The 23,077-nt window shown below is 56.6% G+C and carries 22 protein-coding genes and 1 rRNA gene; 5 read left to right on the plus strand and 18 right to left on the minus strand.

What is annotated here, in order from left to right:
- Positions 1-255 precede the first annotated feature (255 nt).
- From LPB405_RS04465 to LPB405_RS04510, 10 genes are all read right to left on the minus strand, one after another.
- A 16S ribosomal RNA gene (locus tag LPB405_RS04465) occupies positions 256-1,783 on the minus strand.
- 804 nt (positions 1,784-2,587) lie between these two features.
- Positions 2,588-3,946, minus strand: a complete 1,359-nt coding sequence (dnaB, locus tag LPB405_RS04470; RefSeq protein ID WP_219100286.1) for a replicative DNA helicase — start codon at positions 3,944-3,946, stop codon at positions 2,588-2,590.
- A 105-nt stretch (positions 3,947-4,051) separates the two neighbouring features.
- A complete protein-coding gene (locus LPB405_RS04475) occupies positions 4,052-5,095 on the minus strand; it encodes a glycosyltransferase (protein WP_257604842.1) in 1,044 nt (347 codons plus the stop codon).
- A gap of 315 nt (positions 5,096-5,410) precedes the next feature.
- Entirely contained in the window at positions 5,411-6,217 is an 807-nt protein-coding gene (locus LPB405_RS04480; protein WP_219100290.1) for a class I SAM-dependent methyltransferase, read from the minus strand.
- Between the two features lie 643 nt (positions 6,218-6,860).
- The gene (locus LPB405_RS04485) at positions 6,861-7,166 is read right to left on the minus strand and encodes a hypothetical protein (protein WP_065423876.1); all 306 of its coding nucleotides are present in this window, start codon (positions 7,164-7,166) and stop codon (positions 6,861-6,863) included.
- 240 nt (positions 7,167-7,406) lie between these two features.
- Positions 7,407-7,859 carry a 50S ribosomal protein L9 gene (gene rplI / locus LPB405_RS04490; RefSeq protein WP_049341934.1) on the minus strand — a complete coding sequence of 151 codons (453 nt, stop codon included), beginning with the start codon at positions 7,857-7,859 and terminating at the stop codon, positions 7,407-7,409.
- Positions 7,860-7,879: 20 nt separating this feature from the next.
- Entirely contained in the window at positions 7,880-8,116 is a 237-nt protein-coding gene (rpsR, locus tag LPB405_RS04495; RefSeq protein ID WP_004005948.1) for a 30S ribosomal protein S18, read from the minus strand.
- Positions 8,117-8,199: 83 nt separating this feature from the next.
- Positions 8,200-8,832: a single-stranded DNA-binding protein gene (locus LPB405_RS04500; RefSeq protein ID WP_005504055.1), complete on the minus strand. Its 633-nt coding sequence runs from the start codon at positions 8,830-8,832 to the stop codon at positions 8,200-8,202.
- Between the two features lie 95 nt (positions 8,833-8,927).
- On the minus strand, positions 8,928-9,233 hold the full coding sequence (gene rpsF / locus LPB405_RS04505) for a 30S ribosomal protein S6 (RefSeq protein WP_070687853.1): 306 nt from the start codon (positions 9,231-9,233) through the stop codon (positions 8,928-8,930).
- 190 nt (positions 9,234-9,423) lie between these two features.
- Positions 9,424-10,848, minus strand: a complete 1,425-nt coding sequence (locus tag LPB405_RS04510; RefSeq protein ID WP_219100292.1) for a CCA tRNA nucleotidyltransferase — start codon at positions 10,846-10,848, stop codon at positions 9,424-9,426.
- A gap of 126 nt (positions 10,849-10,974) precedes the next feature.
- On the opposite strand from LPB405_RS04510, the gene LPB405_RS04515 reads away from it, so the two are divergent.
- From LPB405_RS04515 to trxA, 5 genes are all read left to right on the plus strand, one after another.
- Positions 10,975-11,478 (plus strand): NUDIX hydrolase, encoded by a 504-nt coding sequence (locus tag LPB405_RS04515; protein WP_005504058.1) that lies wholly within the window; start codon positions 10,975-10,977, stop codon positions 11,476-11,478.
- A 65-nt stretch (positions 11,479-11,543) separates the two neighbouring features.
- Positions 11,544-13,208, plus strand: coding sequence for a murein biosynthesis integral membrane protein MurJ (gene murJ / locus LPB405_RS04520; protein WP_219100294.1), 1,665 nt, complete (start codon positions 11,544-11,546; stop codon positions 13,206-13,208).
- Between the two features lie 196 nt (positions 13,209-13,404).
- On the plus strand, positions 13,405-14,595 hold the full coding sequence (locus tag LPB405_RS04525; RefSeq protein WP_246822855.1) for a serine/threonine protein kinase: 1,191 nt from the start codon (positions 13,405-13,407) through the stop codon (positions 14,593-14,595).
- 246 nt (positions 14,596-14,841) lie between these two features.
- The gene (gene trxB / locus LPB405_RS04530) at positions 14,842-15,876 is read left to right on the plus strand and encodes a thioredoxin-disulfide reductase (RefSeq protein WP_049341938.1); all 1,035 of its coding nucleotides are present in this window, start codon (positions 14,842-14,844) and stop codon (positions 15,874-15,876) included.
- Between the two features lie 53 nt (positions 15,877-15,929).
- Positions 15,930-16,256: a thioredoxin gene (gene trxA, locus LPB405_RS04535; RefSeq protein WP_005504074.1), complete on the plus strand. Its 327-nt coding sequence runs from the start codon at positions 15,930-15,932 to the stop codon at positions 16,254-16,256.
- 112 nt (positions 16,257-16,368) lie between these two features.
- Here the strand turns inward: trxA and LPB405_RS04540 are convergent, their stop codons facing one another.
- The 8 genes from LPB405_RS04540 to rpmH all read right to left on the minus strand — a co-directional run bounded on the left by LPB405_RS04540 (position 16,369) and on the right by rpmH (position 22,665).
- Complete coding sequence (locus LPB405_RS04540; protein WP_219100296.1) at positions 16,369-17,667, minus strand: ParB/RepB/Spo0J family partition protein; 1,299 nt, start codon at positions 17,665-17,667, stop codon at positions 16,369-16,371.
- A gap of 236 nt (positions 17,668-17,903) precedes the next feature.
- A complete protein-coding gene (locus tag LPB405_RS04545; protein WP_005504078.1) occupies positions 17,904-18,746 on the minus strand; it encodes a ParA family protein in 843 nt (280 codons plus the stop codon).
- Between the two features lie 457 nt (positions 18,747-19,203).
- Complete coding sequence (gene rsmG / locus LPB405_RS04550; protein ID WP_012904381.1) at positions 19,204-19,845, minus strand: 16S rRNA (guanine(527)-N(7))-methyltransferase RsmG; 642 nt, start codon at positions 19,843-19,845, stop codon at positions 19,204-19,206.
- A 1-nt stretch (position 19,846) separates the two neighbouring features.
- Entirely contained in the window at positions 19,847-20,413 is a 567-nt protein-coding gene (locus tag LPB405_RS04555; RefSeq protein ID WP_012904382.1) for a Jag family protein, read from the minus strand.
- A 111-nt stretch (positions 20,414-20,524) separates the two neighbouring features.
- Entirely contained in the window at positions 20,525-21,514 is a 990-nt protein-coding gene (yidC, locus tag LPB405_RS04560; protein ID WP_012904383.1) for a membrane protein insertase YidC, read from the minus strand.
- A gap of 51 nt (positions 21,515-21,565) precedes the next feature.
- On the minus strand, positions 21,566-22,039 hold the full coding sequence (gene yidD, locus LPB405_RS04565) for a membrane protein insertion efficiency factor YidD (protein WP_070593514.1): 474 nt from the start codon (positions 22,037-22,039) through the stop codon (positions 21,566-21,568).
- Positions 22,036-22,401 (minus strand): ribonuclease P protein component, encoded by a 366-nt coding sequence (gene rnpA, locus LPB405_RS04570; RefSeq protein ID WP_049357545.1) that lies wholly within the window; start codon positions 22,399-22,401, stop codon positions 22,036-22,038. Before rnpA ends, yidD begins: the two co-directional genes overlap by 4 nt.
- Positions 22,402-22,527: 126 nt before the next feature.
- Positions 22,528-22,665 carry a 50S ribosomal protein L34 gene (gene rpmH / locus LPB405_RS04575; protein WP_005504094.1) on the minus strand — a complete coding sequence of 46 codons (138 nt, stop codon included), beginning with the start codon at positions 22,663-22,665 and terminating at the stop codon, positions 22,528-22,530.
- Positions 22,666-23,077: the final 412 nt, after the last annotated feature.

A 23,077-nucleotide genomic window follows, 5' to 3' on the forward strand; every position in this document is an offset into this window, starting at 1 on the left:
CATTGATTCAACGCAAATTCCAGAAGATGCTCGCGTCCACTATATAGTTCTCAAACAACAACCCACAACACAACAACAACACAAACAAAAACACTTGCATCATCACCATGCCAGGCAAACAAAGGAACAACACACACGTGTTACCCCAAAACCCAACAATGCGCCTCATCCAACCCAAAACCAACATTCCACCCATGAGCAAAACCACCCACCCGACACTCGCGGGTAGCATGGCCAACTAAATGTGCTCCTTAGAAAGGAGGTGATCCAGCCGCACCTTCCGGTACGGCTACCTTGTTACGACTTAGTCCCAATCGCCAATCCCACCTTAGACGGCTCCCTCCAAAAAGGTTAGGCCACCGGCTTTGGGTGTTACCAACTTTCGTGACTTGACGGGCGGTGTGTACAAGGCCCGGGAACGTATTCACCGCAGCGTTGCTGATCTGCGATTACTAGCGACTCCGACTTCATGGGGTCGAGTTGCAGACCCCAATCCGAACTGAGACCGGCTTTTAGGGATTAGCTCCACCTCACAGTATCGCAACCCTCTGTACCGGCCATTGTAGCATGCGTGAAGCCCAAGACATAAGGGGCATGATGATTTGACGTCATCCCCACCTTCCTCCGAGTTGACCCCGGCAGTCTCCTATGAGTCCCCACCATAACGTGCTGGCAACATAGAACGAGGGTTGCGCTCGTTGCGGGACTTAACCCAACATCTCACGACACGAGCTGACGACAACCATGCACCACCTGTATACCAGCCCCGAAGGGAAACACCATCTCTGATGCGGTCCAGTATATGTCAAGCCTTGGTAAGGTTCTTCGCGTTGCATCGAATTAATCCGCATGCTCCGCCGCTTGTGCGGGCCCCCGTCAATTTCTTTGAGTTTTAGCCTTGCGGCCGTACTCCCCAGGCGGGGCACTTAATGCGTTAGCTACGGCGCGGAAAACGTGGAATGTCCCCCACACCTAGTGCCCAACGTTTACGGCATGGACTACCAGGGTATCTAATCCTGTTCGCTCCCCATGCTTTCGCTTCTCAGCGTCAGTTACAGCCCAGAGACCTGCCTTCGCCATCGGTGTTCCTCCTGATATCTGCGCATTCCACCGCTACACCAGGAATTCCAGTCTCCCCTACTGCACTCTAGTCTGCCCGTACCCACTGCAATACACGGAGTTAAGCCCCGGCCTTTCACAGCAGACGCGACAAACCGCCTACAAGCTCTTTACGCCCAATAATTCCGGACAACGCTCGCGCCCTACGTATTACCGCGGCTGCTGGCACGTAGTTAGCCGGCGCTTTCTCTGCAGGTACCGTCAATCTCTCTTCTTCCCTGCTAACAGAGGTTTACAACCCGAAGGCCGTCATCCCTCACGCGGCGTCGCTGCATCAGGCTTGCGCCCATTGTGCAATATTCCCCACTGCTGCCTCCCGTAGGAGTCTGGGCCGTGTCTCAGTCCCAGTGTGGCCGGTCACCCTCTCAGGCCGGCTACCCGTCGTCGCCTTGGTGAGCCGTTACCTCACCAACAAGCTGATAGGCCGTGAGCCCATCTATAACCACTACATAACGCTTTCCACCAACACCCCATGCGGAGATTGGTCGTATCCGGTATTAGACCCAGTTTCCCGGGCTTATCCCAGAGTTAAAGGTAGGTTACTCACGTATTACTCACCCGTTCGCCACTAATCCACCTAGCAAGCTAGGCTTCATCGTTCGACTTGCATGTGTTAAGCACGCCGCCAGCGTTCGTCCTGAGCCAGAATCAAACTCTCCGTTGAAAAAATAGAAAAGCTTGATAATCTGATCTCAAACAGCGAATCACACACGGGGGTGCGTGACTCAAGCTGACTAAATTTGAAACCATTTGATGATTATCAAATAAATAAATATTTGGTATTAGTTTCAGTTTCCATCACCATATTCGGTGATTTTATTGAACAAAGCACACTATTGAGTTCTCAAGCAACACACCGATTCAACACCTCAACTTACTCTTTCGAGAAGTCTTACCATTGAACGGTCATTCATGTTATTTTCATTGTTACCGCGTTCCCGCGGCAACTCAATCAACTATACCAGCGTCTTGTTTGCCATGCAAATCCGTTTTCCGTGATTCACACCACAATGTTTCTTCCCTAAACTCCTCCACCATCACCAACAGGCAACCTGAGATTCTTCTAAGCAAGAAACCAAAACACTATACAATTGAAAGTCGTTCAACCGCTTCTGACTAGGAGAAACACCGAAGAAGTTCTTCGTTTTTTCCTCCTCGCCGCGGCGACTCATACAACTATACAGACCACCAAACAGCCCTGCAACCCGAAAATGGGTGAAGTAGACCACAAGTGGGGCCTTGAAAGGGTCTCAAACACCCTCACAAACACCAAAGTGCCTAGTCAGGGCGTTTTATGGGCGCTAGAAAATCTTTAAAAAACTTCCAAAAAACCTCATAACCACAGAAGAAACCACTCAAACCCTCGCAGAATGCCCTCTAGAGCTCCCTCAGCAGCCCCTATTTACTATGCCCTGTGCTTGATTCCGAACCCTGCACTATTCCTATCCCTACATTTGGGCGCCCATATCTATACATACTGGGGAGGCGCCTCATTCGCCATATTGTTGAAGCGCGAATACTTACCGCTAAACGCCAACGGGATAGTACGAGTCGGACCACCACGGTGCTTAGCAATAATCATGTCCGCCTCACCCACGCGTTCACTATCCGGGTTATACATATCCTCACGATGCAGCAGAATCACCATATCCGCATCCTGCTCAATAGAACCCGACTCACGCAGATCCGAAACCATCGGACGCTTATCAGTACGTTGCTCCGAACCACGGTTCAACTGCGACAGCGCAATCACCGGAACATCCAGCTCCTTAGCCAACAGCTTCAGGCTACGAGAAAACTCCGAAACCTCCTGCTGACGCGACTCAACCTTCTTACCCGAACTCATCAGCTGCAGGTAGTCCAGCACCACAAGCTTCAAATCATTACGCTGCTTGAGGCGACGGCACTTCGCGCGAATCTCCATCAGAGTCATATTCGGCGAATCATCAATAAAGAGAGGCGCAGAATCAATACGACCCTGCAGAGTCGCCAAGTTCGTCCAACCCTCAGTATCCAGGTCGCCCTTCTTCAGACGACCCATCGAAATCTTGCCCTCCGCAGAGAGAATACGCATCGCCAACTCAGTACGACTCATCTCCAGCGAGAAAAACACAGTCGTCATCTGATGATGAATAGACGCAGAACGAGCAATATCAAGAGCCAAAGTCGACTTACCCACACCCGGACGAGCCGCAATAACAATCATCTGGCCACCGTGCAGACCACCGGTCAGCTCATCAAACTCAATAAAGTCAGTCGGCACACCGTACACGCCATCGGGGCGGTTCGAGTTCGCATCAATCTCATTGATGGTCTCCTCCAACGCCTCAGAGAAAGACACATAATCTTCCTTCGCGTTACCATCAGTCACCGCATAAATCTCAGCCTGCGCCTGATCCACCAAAGTATCGACCTCAGTCTCATTGGCGTAACCCAGCTGAGCGATCTTCGTACCCGCCTCAATCAGGCGGCGCATAATCGCGTGCTCCTTAACAATCTCAGCGTAATACTGAGCGTTAGCAGCAGTCGGAACCGACGCAATCAGCGTATGAATATAGGCCGCGCCGCCCACACGAGTCAGCTCGCCGCGCTTCTTCAGCTCATCAGCAACCGTAATCGCATCCGCAGGGCTACCGTGACCGTAAAGAGAAAGAATCGCCTCATAAATCGTCTCGTGCGCCGGCTTATAGAAATCAGACGCACGCAGGCTCTCAACCACATCCGCAATAGCGTCCTTTGACAGCAGCATGCCACCGAGCACCGACTGCTCAGCCACATCATCATGAGGCATAGTGCGGGAACCATAATCAATGGCAGTTTCAGACATGCTTATCCTCGCGTTTCAATCCGATATCTACGACGTTCCAGAAACAATTTCTGTAGAACTCCTATGCTAGTTTCTCACGAAGGCACACGCGAAACATATACACGCCTAATGGGCAGCGCGCAGATAATCCTCAATCTTCTCAACGGCGAGCGCCGCCCCATCCATGGTGCGCATTGCCTCACCCAGCTGCCGCGCCCTAGCGCGCATGCCCTCATCTCTGAGCAGACGGCCCAGAATATCGCGCACATTGCCGCGGCGCACATCATTCTTCGTAAAACGCAGGGCGTTACCGTAGCGCACGCACTCCTCAATATTCCAGCTTTGCTCCGCCTGCATCGCAATACCGGCAAACGGTACACCCGCCAGGCACGCCGTCTGCACCGTTCCCTCACCGCCGTGGGTCATCGAGGCGTCAATATGACCGGCAAGCAGATGAGCCGGAACGGTCCCCGCAAAGTGGATGTTATCGCCCAGTAGGCTGGTTTCTGCGTCCGGCAGCGGCACCCCGCCGCCGACCAGCACATCCACCGGAGCAGCTGACAGCTGCCGTAGCACCTGCGCCAAAATATCTGCAGACCCTGAGGAACCCATTCCCACGTAGACCAGTGGCCGCTCTCTCGGTTCGAGAACAATCTGCGGTAGCTCACCGGGCGCGCGGTAATAGATAGGACCCACACTAACGTCGGGCTCTACCAATGAGTCCCCGCGTAGCTGCGTAAACAGAGAGCAGATAAGGTTCACATCGGCGCTGAGCATATCGACGGTACGGCGAGGAAGCGTGAGCCCATGCTCACGCGCCACACGCGTAAAAGAAGCCGGCTTATACGAAAACACCCGCGCCACAGCCCGCAACCATCCCGGCGCCGCGAGCTCGCTGGCTGCAGGCTTCTTCGAAAAATACGTCGACGAATAAGCGTACGGGCGCGCATAGAAAATAGGGACACCCGCAATACGCGCAGACAGTAGCATCGTTAGGTTAGAACCAATCACCACAGCATCCGCGCTAAAGTCACGGATAGCCGCGAGCTCAGCGGTGACCCGCCGACGCACCATATCGGTCGTGAAAGGATGCCGCACTCCCCTGCCCTGATCCAGCGCCATAATCTGCTCAGCCTCAGCATCGCTCATAATCGGTTCGCGAAGATGCACGGGCAACCCCGCGTTTTCCAGCAGTCCCAGGTATTTAGGGGAATACACGTGGAATAAGACCGTATGGCCTCGCTCCTGAGCTGCACGCGCTATCTCGATACAGCGCGTGGTTTCACCCATATTGAAGCTTTCAGGCGAGAAAAGAATACGGCTCATAACATTCTCCGGCAGGCGCACACGTGACTGAGCCGATTCTGCGGCTCATACACCGCGGCTCATACACCTCAGTGTAAAACGGAGCCCCAGTATTCCCTCGGATAGAGGGGAATACTGGGGCTCCGTTTCGCTGTATAAGCTTTGCGGTGTGACTCTGTCTTACTTCTTACGCAGAATCAGACCGATAGCGCCAATGTGGTCCGCGTGGCGGCGGAACACACCGCGCATACCCAGCACACGCTCACGAATCTGCGGCTTACGCGCCAGATTGAACGCAATCTTCGCAACGCCAGCGGGACCCTCATCAGCCAGCAGACGCTTCGGCTCCAGCAGAGCCATATCGGTCTGGTACACATCCAGCACCTCAAAGCCAGCCTCTTCCGCCAGAGCAGTCCACTCGGCAACAGTCAACGGGCGGGCGTTCACACGGATAGTGCGCGCCAAATCCTTCTGGATCTCTTCCTTCAGCTCGGGGCGCAGATAATCGGGAACCAGCGACATCTCGTGAATAGCGTAGTAGCCGCCCGGACGCAGCAGACGAGCCGCCTCACGCATAATCTCCAGCTTGTGCTTATCGGTCTGCATGGTCAGCATCGCCTCGCCCACCACGGCATCGTAGCTTTCCGAGGGCAGACCGGTCTCCTGGGCGCTAGCGTTCACCACACGGTAGTTCGGCTTAGTCGATGCACCGATACGCTCGGTCACGATTTCAGCAGCCTTGGGATCAAGATCCACACCGGTGTAGCTCTTGGGGGAATGCTTCACAATCTCCAGGGCGGTAATACCCAGGCCCGGCGCAAACTCCACGACGTCAATGTCGCCACCCAGAGCGCGAGCCAACAGCCAGTTGGTGGTCTCGCGGCCGCCGGGGCGCAGAACCTTCTTGCCCAGCTGAGCCAGAAGCCAGTGACCTGCCGCCTTTTCAGCGGGGCGGTCGGTACCGGGAACGGAAGGGGTCTTAGACACGGAAGACAACTCCTCAATACTTGTATTTAATATGCAAAATTTATCTTTCCCAATTCTAGACCCGCCACCCCGAGAAAGGAAATATGACGTTATATAGAAGTATGGTTGCCCTTTATTACAGCATGCCGCAACACCACTACAGCCACCCTTGCTGCACACCCTAGAGATTAAACAGAAACTGGAGCTGGACCTCTCGATCCAACCCCAGTCTCATCACACACACATACATACGAAAATCAGAGCCACTTCCGCAAGGAAAGTCCAACTTTCTGATGGCCCTCTCGAACCATCTATATAAAGTATTACGCGTAAACCTTTATTCCCTGTAGGTTAAAGCTGTAAGAAAGCTGGGAATAGATTTTTCTTCAAAATCGGGGGTAGCGCCCCGGATTTCACGCGGAAACTACACGTCGCATTAAAAGAAGAAAGGCAAGGCGCTTTTGCCTTGCCATCCTTCTTTCGCTAGCGGGCGACCCCGCTACACGAAACACACACATTCACATCGCAGTCCTCTCGAACCAACACTTATAGTAAACACCCCCAACCTTATGGGAGGATTGAATTTCGCTGGAAACAAGCTGGGAGAAAACCAACAGAACCCTGAGAGCTTTGATATTGTGCAGTTTGCGGACTCTAAACCGGGCTAATAAGCCGCCATATACAGACCCAGCAGCACCAACGGGTTAGCCACTACAGAAATAACCGCCAAGCAAATATTGGTCACGCGGTACTGACGGAACTTCACCAGACCCACCAGCGCGCACACCAGCGCAACACTGGATGCAAGGCCGCCAACTACCAGCAAAAGAAGCAGAAGAGCAGTAGCAACATTCGCGTCCGCAAATGGGATAACCGCTAGAGCGCACAGCAGCAAATTGACGCACTCCAACACCACACCCGTGGACAGAAGCTGCGCACTAGAAGATAAACGTGAAAAAGATCGAGCCATGTCTACCAGTCTACGGGGTCAATTGGTGTACTTCGCAGTCGCAACCGCTCTGACCACCAATCCTTCTGTAGCACAACACATATTCTCAGGCTCCAAAAATAATGTTTCACGTGAAACATGTACAGGAGCGGGCACAGCTATGGGTACAACAAACGGGGTGCCCCTCACGAAGAGGGACACCCCGTCCGACACTCAACGCCGCAGCATCAAAGCACCAGCGTCAAATATCTAAAAACCTACTTACGCAGCAGCAACGACGTCCAGGACAACGTTAGCAACAACGTCAGGGTGCAGGCGGACAGTCACCTTGTACTCACCGGTGCGCTTGATAGCGGAACCCAGGTGGATGGTGCGCTTGTCAACGGAGCCAATGCCAGCAGCCTCAATAGCCTCAGCAATAGCCTCAGCCTTGACGGTACCGAACAGGCGGCCGTCAGCGCCAGCCTTGTGTGCAACGACAACCGGCTTAGCAGCCAGGGCCGCAGCAATTGCCTGAGCCTCTTCCAGAGAAGCCTTAGCACGAGCCGCACGAGCGGCACGGATGGACTCAACCTGCTTCTCGCCACCCTGGGTCCAAGTCACGGCGAAGCCGCGGGGCAGCAGGTAGTTACGTGCGTAACCGTCCTTAACGGTGACAACATCGCCAGCTGCACCGAGGCCGGAAACTTCCTGAGTCAGAATGATCTTAGCCATGTTACTGTCTCTCCTTCTCTTTAGCGGCCAGCGCCGGAGTAGGGCAGCAGTGCAACTTCGCGGGCGTTCTTAATAGCCTGAGCGATCTTGCGCTGCTCCTGAACGGTCACGCCAGTCACGCGGCGAGCGCGGATCTTGCCGCGGTCGGAGATGAACTTGCGCAGAAGTGCGACGTCCTTGTAGTCGATAACGGTGACGTCAGCAGCCTTGAGGGGGTTCTGCTTGGGTTTGGGCTTACGGATTTCAGCCTTAGCCATCGTGGTGCTCCTTAGAGTTGGGAGCCCGCGGCGGATAACCGCGGGATGGATTGATAAATTACTATTCGGAAAACGAAACCGGCTTAGAACGGAGGTTCGTCGTCGGCGCCGCTACCCCAGTCATAGTTACCACCAGACTGAGAACTCCACGGATCAGCAGCAGGAGCTGCGGGGGCCGCCGGAGCAGCCGGAGCGGAGTAGCCAGACTGGCCAGAGTAACCATTACCCTGAGCAGCAGCAAAATTGTTCTGCTGAGGAGCGGAGAAACCGCCCTGAGCAGCAGCGTTGTACCCAGCGCCACCGCCAAAGCCACCCTGCGCACCGCCACCGAAGTTATTACCTCCGGCAGAACGCTGTGCGCGAGTCACCTGAGCAGTAGCAAAACGCAGAGTCGGGCCGATCTCCTCGACCTCAAGCTCGAACGAAGTACGACGCTCGCCTTCCTTGGTCTCGTACGAGCGAGACTTCAGACGGCCCTGCGCGATAACCTGAGTACCCTTCTTCAGGGTCTCTGCAACATTCTCAGCGTAACCACGCCACACCGACGCACGCAGGAACAGGGTCTCCCCATCCTCCCACTGGTTCGTCTGGCGGTTAAAAGTACGCGGAGTCGATGCGATCGTGAAATTAGCAACCGCCGCACCCGCAGGGGTGTAACGAAGCTCCGGATCGCCAGTCAGATTACCAATAACGGTAATAACGGTATCGCCTGCCATTTGATGCCTCCTCGATAAGAGTTACAAGTATGTTGAATCCAGTACAGCGCAACCCCCTGACATTTTTAGGGGGTCAGCCGACCGGAAAGAAACAACTACTTGCTGGAGATCTTCTGATCCTCCGGGCGGATGATCTTGGTACGCATGACGGACTCGTTCAGGTTCAGAACACGATCGAGCTCAGCTGCGGTCTCGGGGGTAGAGGTGAAGTTCACCACTGCGTAGATACCCTCAGACTTCTTCTGGATCTCGTATGCCAGGCGACGACGGCCCCAGATATCGACGTTGTCGATGGAACCACCCTCGTTGGTCACGATCTCGAGGAACTTGGACAGCGACGGCTCAACCGCACGGTCCTCAACCTCGGGGCTGAGGATAACCATCAGTTCATATGCACGCATGATTAAACCCCTCCTTTGGGCTAAACGGCTATGGGATTTCCATAGCAGGAGATTCATTGTGCCCTACACGTGAAACACACCGGGCGGGGAACACGCATAGATTTCTTAACAATACACGAGAAAAAGCAGATAGAACAGTACCGCACCGCGTGACCTCAACCATGCGATGCGGTACCAAAAACCGCAGAAGCTACGCCTGCTGACGCTGCTCCCACCACTGCAGCAGACGAGCCTTCGCCTCCTCCTCAGGAAGCGAACCCTCATCCAGACGCAAATTCAACAAGAACTTATACGCCTCACCCACCACCGGGCCCGGCGCAATACCAAGAATCTGCATAATCTGACCGCCATCCAGGTCCGGACGAATCGCATCCAGCTCCTCCTGCGCAGCCAACTCAGCAATACGACGCTCCAAATCGTCATACGCCTCAGCCAGCGAGCGCGACAGACGACGATTACGAGTCGTCACATCAGAACGCGACACACGATGCAGACGCTCCAACTGATCCCCCGCATCACGCACATAACGGCGCACCGCAGAATCAGTCCAACCCGACTCGCGGTAACCATAGAACCGCATATGCAGCTCCACCAGACGAGCCACAGCCTTAATCGTGTCATTATCAAAACGCAACGCACGCATACGCTTCTTCACCATCTTCGCGCCCACCACCTCATGGTGCAGGAACGAGACAGAGCCGTCCTTCTCAAACTTACGAGTCTTCGGCTTACCAATATCGTGCATCAACGCCGCAAAACGCAGAATAAAATCAGGAGCCGGGCACGGACCGTCCTCGTCCGTCTCCTTCTCCATCGCCTGCTCCATCACCTTCAACGAATGCGCATACACATCCTTATGGTGATGCGCAGGATCCATCTCCATACGCAACGCAGGAAGCTCCGGCAATACATAATCCGCCAGACCCGTATCCACCAGCAGGTTCAAACCCACCCGCGGATAATCAGCCTCAATCAGCTTCACCAACTCATCACGCACACGCTCAGCCGAAATAATCTCAATACGGCCAGCCATCTCACGCATCGCCTCGAAAACCTCCGGGGCAACCTCAAGATTAAAACGCGCAGCAAAACGAGCCGCCCGCATCATACGCAGCGGATCCTCAGAAAAAGACTCCTCCGGCGAGCGCGGAGTACGCAAAACACCCGCACGCAAATCCTCAACGCCACCAAACAAGTCGACAACCTCACCACTGGGCAAAGCCGCCGCCATCGCATTAATCGTGAAATCACGACGCACCAAATCGGCGCTCAAATCCGTGCCGAACTCAACCGTCGGCTTACGCGAATCCGAAACATACACCTCAGCACGGTACGTGGTCACCTCATACACCACGCCATTCTTACGCGCACTAATCGTGCCGTACTCCTTACCGATATCCCACGTATGCTCACCCCACCCACGCAGAATCTGCTCGCTCTGCTCCGGAGTAGCATCCGTCGTCAAATCAAAATCGGTGAAATGGCCGCCGTCATCCAGCAGATTGTCGCGGACAATACCGCCCACCAAGTACAGCTCAAAACCCGCCGCACGGTACAGTTCTCCCAGCTCGGCGGCATCCGGGTACTTCGACACAACATCAATAATCAGCGACATAATCCTTTAATCGTGCCAGAAAAACCACCCATGCGCCCACCCCACACCCACAACACCCCACCAAAGACAGCTATCTCACCCCAAACCGAGGCACAAAAACCTCAGCCTATCGGTTAAGGTAGAACCATGAGCATTCCCGTACCCCGCGCCCCCAAAACGCGCTTCACCGCGCCCGCGCGAGCGGTACCCGCCCCCGAAGAAGTCTCCGCAGGCGGACTCATCATCGACTTCGACCGACCCGAACAGTTACCCGTAGCCATCATCGCCCGCATCAACCGCAACGGACAACGCGAATGGTGCCTACCCAAAGGCCACATCGAACACGGCGAAACCACCGTCGAAGCCGCACAACGCGAAATCAGTGAAGAAACCGGAATCACCGGCTACCCCGTAGCCTCCCTCGGCACCATCGCCTACTGGTTCACCTCCAACGGCACGCGCATCCACAAAACTGTGCACCACTACCTCTTCGCAGCAACCGGCGGCGAACTCAGCATCGACAACGACCCCGACCACGAAGCAATCGATGTCGCCTGGGTCCCCCTCGAAGAGCTCCCCACCCGCCTCTCATTCGCCAACGAGCAACACATAGCCCGTAGCGCGCGCGAATACATCACCACCCAGCTCTAAACACCCACCAAAGAGCCCCCAAAACTAAAAGAAGCAATCACCCGCCGACACAGGAGAAGACCTACGTGGCACGTAACGACGCCCGCTCAAGCGCAATCATGGCAGCAGGCACCCTCGTCTCGCGCATCCTCGGATTCGTCAAGACCATCCTGCTCACCGTAGCCATCGGCTCACTCTCAACCGTCGGCGACGTCTTCGAAACCGCCAATACCCTACCCAACCTCATCTACGTCCTCGTAGCAGGCGGCGTATTCAACGCAGTCCTCGTACCGCAAATCATCAAGGCAGCCAAAGCACAAGACGGCGGCGCACGATACATCTCCAAACTCGTCACCCTCACCGTCACCGCAATCGGCCTCATCACCCTCATAACCGTCGCCTGCGCCTGGCCCATCATCAGCATCATGGGCTCAGGATGGAGCCCCGAACAACGACAGCTCGGCTTCATCTTCTCCCTCTGGTGCCTACCCCAAATCTTCTTCTACGGCCTCTACACCGTCATCGGACAGGTCCTCAACGCCAAAGACGCATTCGGCGCCTACATGTGGTCGCCCGTACTCAACAACGTCATCACCATCCTGTCGCTGATCCTGTTCATCTTCCTCTTCGGCGCACAAACCCCCAACCCCAACCCGATTCACACCGTAGACAACTGGACCAACGCACAGACCCTCGTGCTCGCAGGCTCCTCCACCTTCGGCGTCATCATGCAGGCGCTCGTCCTGTTCATCCCCCTACGCAAGCTCGGCCTGCGCCTCAAGCCCGACTTCGCGTGGCGAGGCATCGGCCTGCGCGCAGCTTCCAAGCTCGCCGCCTGGACCCTCGCCTCCGGCATCATCTCCAACCTCGCATTCCTCTACATGACCAAGGTCGCCGCAGGCATCGTCGGTCAGCGCGAACACTACGCCGCCCTCGGCATCCAAATCCCCGGCCTGCAGGCACTCAACTACGCCTCCATGCTGTACATGCTCCCACACGGCGTCATCGGCATCTCCATCGCCACCGTGCTCTTCAACCGCATGAGCGCCTCCGCCATCGCCGACGACAGCGACAGCGTCATCTACGCGCTCTCCCACGGCCTGCGCAACGCAGCCGTAGCCACCGTCTTCTGCATGGTCGCACTCATGGTACTCGCAGGCCCCGTCGCTGTACTCTTCAGCGGCGGCGACCCCATCGCAGCAACCATCATCGCCAAGCTCATCGTCATCACCGCGCTCGGCACCCCCACCCTCACCATCAACTACCTCTACAGCCGCGTGCTCTACGCCCGCGAAGACGCACGCACCCCCTTCCGCATCCAGGTGTACTCCGCCATCATCATGGTCATCATGAGCTTCGCAGCATCCCTGCTCGACGCACAGTACACCGTGTACATGCTCGCCTTCATCTACCCGGTGCACAACATCCTAATCATGTTCATCAGCCACCACATGGTCCGCCGCCGCCTCGGCTACTACGGCCAGCGCGGCATCGTCAGCACCTACGCCCGCACCACCCTCGCATCCCTCTTCGCCGGCGGAATCGCAGCCATCGCGCTCTGGCTGCTCGGCGGCTACCAGCTCGACGGATTCGCCTGGGCCTCCAAGCTCACCGCAATCATCACCCTCGCCGTATGCGGCACCGTCATGGGCCTGGCATACCTCGCCGGTATACAAATCTTCCGCGTCAAGGAAGCCAACGCACTACTGGCGCCCCTCACCTCCAAACTTGAGCGTTTTGCCCGCCGCTAAAGCAGCACACAACGCCCAACCCGGGTAGCTGCCCGTGCACCCACCTCACCCCACGCCGGGGCCCGCAGAGGACACAGGCAACCACCCGGACGCCACAAACTATCACTCAGCCCCAGCATCCTTCAATGCCGGGTAGAATCTAATAGTCAGGGCCCGCCACACGGCAGGCACTATGAAACCACCTCGGGAGAACACGTTGTCGCAACAGATTCCGGTCGGATCGGTCCTCGGAGGCCGCTACGAGATCACCGCACACATCATCATTACGGCAGAATCCGACATGGTGCTTGAAGGCACCGACCAGATTCTCAACCGTAAGGTCTCGGTCGTCGTCGCATCGCCCAGCCGCAGCGCACTGCTGGAAGCAAACTCCCGCGCGCTCGCAACCAACGCACGCGGCAACATCCAGATTCTCGACCTGGGCATCACCCCCGAAGGTAGCCGCTACCTCGTCACCTCCCACACCCGCCCCGACACCCTGCTGGACACCCTGCTGGTCGAAAACCACGCACTCTCCAACGCAGAAGACGCGCTGGGCACCGAAATCTTCGGCGACTCCGAAAGCGGCAGCTCCCCCAACACCTACGAGAAGGTCTCTGCTTCCAGCGCCAACCAGGAGAGCATCACCGCTGCCAAGAACTGGAACGCATCCGACAGCGCAGCCGTCACCGCGTACTCCGAACCCACCAGCATCTACGAGGATGACGAAGACGAAGAAGACGGCAGCCGCGGCACCTGGGCCGTCGCCCTGGCAGCAGTCCTGCTGCTCGTCATCGTCGCAGGCGGTATCCTCACCTCCCTGGGCGCAATCGGCTCCAACCAGGCAGCCGCACCGCACACCCCCAAGTCCTCTATGTCCGCCTCCGAATCGGCTGCGGCAAACGCCAGCGCATCGGCATCCCCGACCGCTAAGGCATCGAACGCACCGGCGAAGATCGCGTCCGTGGCTCGCTTCGTGCCCTCGAACCCCACGTTCATGAACGACATGGACACCCTCATCCCGAACCTGACCGACGGTAACGCCAACACCGCATGGATCAGCTACGGCTTCGGCACCGCCAACTACGCCGGCACCATCAAGGAATTCGGCCTGGCACTGAAGTTGCAGACCCCCACCGTCGTCTCCAAGCTGACCATCCAGCAGAACACCGGCACCGGCGGCTCCTTCACCGTCTACACCAACAGCTCTGCATCCCTGGACGGTGCGGTTGAGGTCGGCAAGGGCACCTTCGAAGGCAAGGATGCAGTCGTCACCCTGGACACCTCCAAGCAGAGCGCGGAAAAGGGTGCCTACGTGATCATCGTGGTCAACGAGCTGCCCCGCCTCTCCCTGCCGATTGGAACGTGGAATTACGGTCTGCGCATCAACGAAATCAAGGTGGACTAATCAACCCATAACGCGACGCCGACAGTGCGCTCACGCCCCAGACACAAGGGCGGGGCTTCTGAACTCAACAGTTCGGAAGCCCCGCCCTTTTTGATGTCTATTTATGACTCTTTATGGCAGGGTGGCTACTCAAAGATTCACAGTGCGCGGAGTATCTGGATAAGGGTCCCCCAAAAATGGAATAATCGAGGATAAAGCCCTGTTATAGGGGCAGAACGAAAGACCTACAACGGAAAGATATATCTGATGACTGAGAATCTGGGAGGCCTCTTCGGAGGCTCCGCCCTGGGCAATCTGAACCTCGCTTCCGCACCCGCCACCAAGGCGGCACCGGCAGCCGAGGTTGAGGCCGACGCAACCGTCCACAACGTCATTATTGTGGGCTCCGGCCCCGCTGGTTACACCGCGGCAATCTACGCGGCACGCGCCGAGTTGAAGCCTGTCCTCTTCGCCAGCTCCCTGGCGCCCGGCGGCTCCCTCATGAACACCACCGAGGTCGAGAACTTCCCCGGATTCATTCAGGGCATCCAGGGCCCCGAGCTGATGGAGAACATCGGTCAGCAGGCTGAGCGTTTCGGCACTGACATCCGCTACCAGGACGTAGAGAAGGTTGAACTCACCGGCGACGTGAAGAAGGTCTACACCGCTGACGGCGCCGTTCACCTGGCAAAGACCGTCATCATGACCACCGGTTCTCAGGTCCGTAAGCTCAACATCGAGGGCGAAGACCGACTCTCCGGTTACGGCGTCTCCTGGTGCGCAACCTGCGATGGCTTCTTCTTCAAGGACAAGGAAATCGCAGTGGTCGGCGGTGGCGACTCCGCGCTGGAGGAGGCACTGTTCCTGACGACCTTCGCATCCAAGGTGTACCTGGTGCACCGCCGCGATTCTTTCCGTGCTTCGGAAATCATGCAGACCCGCGTGTTCAACAACCCGAAGATTGAGGTTGTCTGGGACTCGGCTGTCACCGCCGTTCACGGCGAGAGCAACCTCGAGTCGATCACCCTGACCAACACCAAGGACGGTTCTGAGCGCCAGCTGGCTGTTCAGGGTCTGTTCATCGCTATTGGCTCCGATCCTCGCGTGGAACTGGTACGTGACCAGCTGGAGATTACCGAGAACCACACCATCGCGGTTCAGGGTCGTTCTTCGAAGACTTCCGTTCCCGGCGTTTTTGCTGCCGGTGACGTGATTGACCCGACCTACCGCCAGGCAATTATTGCTGCCGGTTCCGGTGCTGTTGCCGCTCTGGACGCGCAGCACTACCTCGAAAACCTCTAAACTATTCGTATTACTCGCTGGGGAATCCACCCCGTGTCAGAAAGGAGCACTCCATGAGCAGTGCACAGCAGGCAACTGATGCCACTTTTGACGAACTGGTTCTGAAGAACGACAAGCCCGTTATCGTGGACTTCTGGGCTGAATGGTGCGGCCCCTGCCGCATGGTTGGCCCCGTGATTGACGAGATCGCTGGCGAGTACGCCGGTCAGGTCGACGTGGTCAAGGTGGATGTTGAGGCGAATGGCGATACCGCTATGAAGTACGGCATTACCTCTATTCCCGCCATCTACCTTTTCAAGGGTGGCGAGGTCGTCAAGAAGACCGTAGGCGCTAAGACGAAGCCCGCTCTGCTGGCTGAGTTCTCCGAGCACCTGGGCTAATCTTTCGAGAAGCTAAAGAAAAACCCTCGGTGATGTTTCACGTGAAACATCACCGAGGGTTTTTTGTATATACAACTGATTTCAGTTGCTAAATATTGTTTTACGCGAAAATTTAGCCCGAGAAATCAGAATCCAAAACGCGGATGATACGGTTCAGATCCTCAACATTCGCAAATTCGATGGTCATCTTACCCTTGCGAGCACCCAGCGAAATCTTCACCGAAGTATCGAGCTTGTCAGCAAAAGCCTCCGCAATATAATCCAGGCGCTCACGGTGCTTCTGAGGCTGAGGAGTCTTGCGCTCCTTCACCTCCGCAGCGCCGGATGCGTGGTTCACCAACTCCTCGGTCGCACGAACCGACAGGCCCTCATTCACAATCTTCTGTGCGAGAGTCTCAATCTGAGCCTGGTCCGTCAGAGCCAGCAGGGCACGAGCGTGACCAGCGGAGAGAATACCCGCCGCAACGCGACGCTGCACCAGAGCCGGCAACTTCAGCAGACGAATCGTATTCGAAATCTGGGGGCGAGAACGACCAATGCGCTTAGCCAACTGCTCCTGAGTAGTATCGAACTCCTCCATGAGCTGCTGGTACGCCGCCGCCTCTTCAATGGGGTTCAGCTGACTGCGGTGCAGGTTCTCCAGCAGGGCATCACGGAGAAGATCGCCATCTTCGGTCTCACGAATAATCGCCGGGATGGTGCTCAGGCCAGCCGCCTGGGTTGCACGCCAGCGGCGCTCACCCATGACCAGTTCATACTTTTCGGCGCCGTTTTCGCGCGAGGGACGCACGACGATCGGCTGCAGAACGCCAATCTCACGTACCGAGTGGATGAGCTCTTCCATGTCCTGCTCATCAAAGTCGGTTCGGGGCTGCTTGCGGTTCGGGTGGATATCGCGAACGTTCAGCTCAGCAAACTGGGCGCCGGGAACCGGAACCAGGCCACCCTGCTCTTCGGAAGCGGACTGCGGGGTGGAGACATCTTCACCAAAGAAGAAGTCCACCGGGCGGCGAGTCAGGGTGGTATTGCGCAGTGCCGCACCCATGTCCACGCGGGATTTCTTCTTCGATGTTTCACGTGAAACATCCTGCGAGGGGGTGGAAGCTTCGACCTTCTCCTCTACCTTCTGAGCTTCAACAGGCTTTTCCTGAGCGGGTGCAGCTTCAGCAGGCTTAGCTTCTACAGACTCAGCTTTAGCGCTCTTGCGCTGCTTCTCCGGCTTAGCCTCGTGAGCCATTTCAAAGAGACCGTCAGTCATCGGCTCTTCAATCGGAGTAGACACCTTCTTGGGTGCAGTCTTTACTGCAGCAGTCTTTTCGACTGCCTTCGCCTCAGCATTACCAGAATTCTTCGTACTCTGAGGGATCAGTGCCCCCAGGCCACGACCCAAGCCGCGTCGCTTTTCAGCCATCGTTACTCCTTAGGACTCCCGGACGAGCCCGCTCATTTTTTCTTCTTTATCTAGTGTAAACGAAATAAGCACTCGAAAGCAGGAGTAAAAACCGCACGGCACATCATCCGAATTATTCCTGATAATTAATTCACTAAGGATGTTTTCTTAGGTTTCACTCAGAAAATACCGCATGAAATGAGCCCTTTTGAATCATCAATAGACAATCCAAAAGGGCTCATTTCAAAAGATTTAGATTATGCGGATCGGCGCGAGAGTTCCTGTGCCGCCTCGCGGTAGGCGCGAGCGCCAGTCGACGAAGAATCGTAGGTGATGACGGTCTGCTGATAGCTGGGAGCTTCAGAGATACGAACTGAACGAGGAATCTTGACCCCCAGAGTCTCCTCCGGGAAGTGCTCGCGCACCTCCTCTGCCACCTGGAATGCCAGGTTGGTACGAGCATCGTACATGGTCAGCAGGATTGTACTGATGCGCAGCTTGGAGTTCAGGTGCTTCTGAATCATCTGAATATTCTTCAGCAGCTGGCTCAGACCTTCCAGAGCGTAGTACTCGCACTGGATCGGAATCAGAATCTCTTCTGCCGCAACGAAGGCATTGACAGTCAGCAGGCCGAGGCTCGGCGGGCAGTCGATGAAGACATAGTCTAGGCGCTCCATACCCTGCTTCTCGCGCCATTCGGTGTAATCCATTAGGGCATTCTTGAGGCGAGTCTCGCGTGCCACCAGGGAGACCAGTTCAATCTCCGCGCCTGCAAGGTCGATATTGGCGGGGGCACAGAACAGGCCGGGCATATCGGGGCATTCCTGAACAATTTCAGAAAGCGGCTTATCCTCAATCAGGACGTTGTAGACGCTGGGAACATCCACGCCGTGCTCAATGCCCAGTGCGGTCGAGGCGTTACCCTGCGGGTCGTTATCGATAACCAGGACGTTCAGTCCAGCCTCCGCGAGCGCGGCTGCGAGGTTCACGGCGGTACTGGTTTTACCCACGCCACCCTTCTGGTTCGACACGGTGAAGACACGCGTATGCACAGGCTTGGGGAGTAAATCTGCAACAGATTTCTGAGCTTGAGGAGTCATCGGGTGCCTTCCATATTCCGGGTGGTGTGTCTACGGTGATGCTTCGTCTGGTGCCTCGCGCGTGGCAATACTCTGCGGTATTTGTGCGCGAGGCGGGTCTACTCCCCTACTCCCCTGCCACTACTCATTCCCGACATGTTTCACGTGAAACATACTCCGCGAGGTGATGAAGTCTGCAATGTTTCACGTGAAACATTGGTGCTGCCCGAATGGCCCTGAAGGGCTCGGTACCCCTTACTGAACCATCAGGCTTTGATGTAGAAGAGTCTAAGGTTTCAATCCTTCCTTAAGGGTACCCGGCATCAGGTTAATACTCCACGCGAGAGGTCATTCTATGTACTCTACGGATGCAATTGCCACGCACACCCGGCAAGCCAGCGTACAAAAAATGGGCGGTACCGCGTAAGCTATGCATATTCACTAGCTCAGGCGGTACCGCCCATTCAGGACGAAACCTTTAGAGGCGAACTCGAACCACCGTCGTCGGCTCTTCCAGCAGATCGCCGCCGGCGGTGAGAATCTCGGTCTCACGCGCACCGTAACGGTTCAGCTTCTTCTTCGCCTTAGTAATCTCCTCCGCGGCACTACGACCCTTCAGAGCCAGCAGCTCACCGGTGCCGCGCAGAATCGGCAGAGTGATGTCCAGTAGGCCCACCAGAGCGGACACAGCACGCGCAGTCACCACATCAGCCTCAACAGCACCCACAGCCTGCTCAGCACGCGAGCGCAGCACGGTCACGTTCTCCAGGCCCAAATCCTCAACAACCTCATTCAGCCAAATGACGCGGCGCTCCAGAGGCTCAATCAGGGTCAGCTTCAAATCCGGGCGGGCAATCGCCAGGCACAGACCAGGCAGACCGGCACCAGAGCCAACATCAGCCACCGACGCGTTCGGCGCAATGTACTCCTGCACAACGGCACAGTTCAGCACGTGGCGAGCCCACAGGCGCGGCACCTCACGCGGGCCAATCAGACCACGCTCAATACCGGTCGTCGCCAGGTGCTGCACGTAGCGCTCCGCCAGAGGCAGACGCTCACCGAACACAGCCTCCGCTGCGGCACGCTCGCTCTCGTTGAGAGCAACCATCGAAGTCTCCATACTAGGCTCCTACCTCGGGAAGAGAAATCACCACGTGACGGCGAGGGCCCTCACCCTCAGATTCGCTGTACAAGCCAGCAGCAGCCACCACATCGTGCACGACCTTACGCTCGTACGGGCTCAGCGGCTTCATGTGCTCATCGCGACCGGTAGTGCGCACCTTCTCAATCGCGTCAGCAGCGATCTTCTCCAGCTGCTCACGACGCTCAGCACGGTAGCCAGCGATGTCCAGAATCAGGCGGGAACGGGTGCCGTTACCAGCCAGGACGGAGAGGCGCACCAGCTCCTGCAGAGCCTCCAGAACCTCACCGTGGCGGCCAACCAGGTGGCGCAGTTCCTCATTGTCGTCATCGTCATTAACGACCGACAGGTAGATGCGGTTATTGCGCACCTCAATATCAATGTCGCCGTCCATATCGACAATATCGAGGAGTTCTTCGAGGTAGTCAGCGGCGATATCGCCTTCCTCGTCGATGTCCTCAAAATCGTCTTCTTCGCCCTCAAAGGGCTCCTCTACCAGCTGCTCCTCAACGAGCTGCTCGTCCTCATATTCCATAGCTTCAGTCACAATAATCCTCGGGGTGTTCGGAGGGGTGTCCTAGGGGTAAAAAGTATCTCATACACGGCGCCGGGCCCGCGCCACACGTGGCGAGAACCCGGCCCGAATCACGGAAGAAAACTACTTCTTTCCGTTCTGCTTATTGCGCTGCTGCTTCTGGCGCTTCTTACTCACCGGCTGCTGGCGCTGACCGGCTGCGGCACGCTCACGCGCCTCCTGCAGGTCCTTCTCGTGCTGCTCGCGGGTCTTACCCACCGGGGGCAGGCCCTTCGCCGCACGGCGGGCGTTCAGCTCACGCTCGGCCTGGGAACCGGGGGTCGGGTTGTTGCGGATAACCCACCACTGCTGACCCAGCGACCAGAGGTTCGAGACGGTCCAGTAGTACAGCACACCAAGGGGGAAGTTGATACCGGAAACAGCGAAGATGATCGGGAAGATGTACATAATCATCTGCTGCTGACGGAACATCGGGGAGTTCAGAGCAGCCTCCGACATGTTCTTCACGCTCAGCTGCTTCTGGATGTAGAACTGGGTGGCGCTCATCAGAACAATCATGATGACCGCCTGAACAACGGTCGCGGTGGCGTCGCCAGCCCCCGGGTGCATCATGGTCGCGAAGAGCTGAGCACCGAAAATCTGGGAGTCGTTGAACTGATGCACTAGCTCAGCCGGCAGCATGAGCACGCCCTGGTTATTCTGCGCTGCGGTGGGCACGCTCATCAGCACCTGGTACAGACCGAAGAAGATCGGCATCTGAGCCAGAATCGGCAGGCAGGAGGCGAAGGGGTTCGTACCGTGCTTACGGTACATTTCCATCTGTTCCTGGGCCATGGCCTGGCGGGAGAGCTGGTCCTTCTTACCCTTGTACTTCTCCTGCAGCTTCGCCATATCGCCCTGCATTGCGGTCATACCGCGCATCGCCTTAATCTGCTTGACGAACAGCGGGATGGTCAGGGTACGCATCACCAGGGTCAGGAAGATAATGCACAGAACCCAAGTCAGGCCGGACGCCGGGTCCATACCCAGCGAAGTGAAAAGAGTGTGGAACAGCCACAGGACCACGGAGACGATCCATTTAAACGGCCAAAGAATCAAATCAAAAATATTCACGCGGGAATACTCCTTAAGGACTCGGCTAAGTCATTGTGTGGGAGGCGCCGCCTACTCAGGGCGGGCGTCACCACCGGTGTGAGGGGTGTAAAGATGGGGGTGGTTGAGCAGAATAATTTTCGGTTCTGCTCCGGGAGCGAAAGTACGCTTCCCCTCCGGGACTGGGTCGATACCTCCGGTCGCCCAGGGAACACACCGCAGAATACGGCGCACCGTCAGGGAAAGCCCGCCCATCGCACCGTGGGTGGTTAGCGCCTCCAGAGCGTAGGCTGAGCAGGTCGGGTAGTAGCGGCACACATCCCCGTAGAGGGGGGAGACGACCTTGCGGTAGGCCTTCATGCACACGATCAGCAGGTTCTGCGGTAAAACGTAGAGAGCCTGCAGGAAAGTTTCAGGCCTTACGAATTCGTTAGGTGCTAGTGCCAGCAGCTCGTCGGGGCCCAGAGTCTCGGCAGATGCGCTATAGGTGCCGCTGTGATGCGCGTGGAAGCGTTCTTCACAGCGGTCACGCTGGGAACGACTCACGGCTTCTCCTTGCTCTGAGGCAGGTCGAACTTAGCGAACGCGGTCTCGAGTGCCGATTCGTAGTCGCGGCGCAACTGATCCCAGCTGGCGCTCGCGGAGGCGGGAAGCGCTCGCACAGCAATGGCGTAGCCTTCCGGATGCGCGGCGCAGGTGAGCGCGGCAAGTTCACGCAACCGGCGCTTGACCAGATTGCGTGTGACTGCGTTGCCCACCGCCTTCGACACAATGAAACCTACCTGGGTTGTTTTTCCAGGATTTTTCGCCGTAGATACAACGATGTTCCGACGTCCTGTACGGATGCCGGAACGGAAGGCGTGGGAGAATTCAGCGCTGGTGCGCATACGGTGCCGTTGAGGCAGCACGTGTTCCCCTTTACGTAGTGTGGGAGATTCGGCTCATGTGGCGAGCTGACCTCCGCGTGTATTTCACGCTTAATGATAGTTCGCCCGCCGATGCGTGTGCATCGGCGGGCGAACTATATGCCGTGATTAGGCCGAGAGCTTTGCGCGGCCCTTACCGCGGCGGCTCGACAGAATCGCGCGGCCTGCACGGGTACGCATACGCAGACGGAAGCCGTGCTTCTTAGCGCGACGGCGGTTGTTCGGCTGGAAAGTACGCTTGCTCATACTTTGTCTCCTTGATTTTTGCGGTTCGTGCCCTCGCGGGTATCGGAACCGTACGCTTCTTGGTGCACGGAGGTACCGCGACTATTCGCAGTAGGCGGTGCACACACAACAGCACAACTTTAGAAGAGTGGAGGGCGTAAATCAAGTTCTTGACGCTTTTTTCCGCGTGATTCCGGGCTCGTTTGTGGTGTGGAGGCGGTGATTGCGGCGGGTATACAGGCTGTGGAGACACTACGTGCTCTTGGAGTGTAAGCCTGGGGATATTTACAGCAGTACGGTATCCACTACGGTGCATATCCCACCCAAACCCCCTACTATCGGTGAGTTATCCACATCCTTGAGCTTTTGGAGTTTTCCGCTAAATATCAGGGAAGAAGGCCTGTTATACACTTAAATCCACCGCTTATCCACC

It is taken from the genome of Rothia mucilaginosa (assembly GCF_019334805.1).
GTDB lineage: Bacteria > Actinomycetota > Actinomycetes > Actinomycetales > Micrococcaceae > Rothia > Rothia mucilaginosa_C.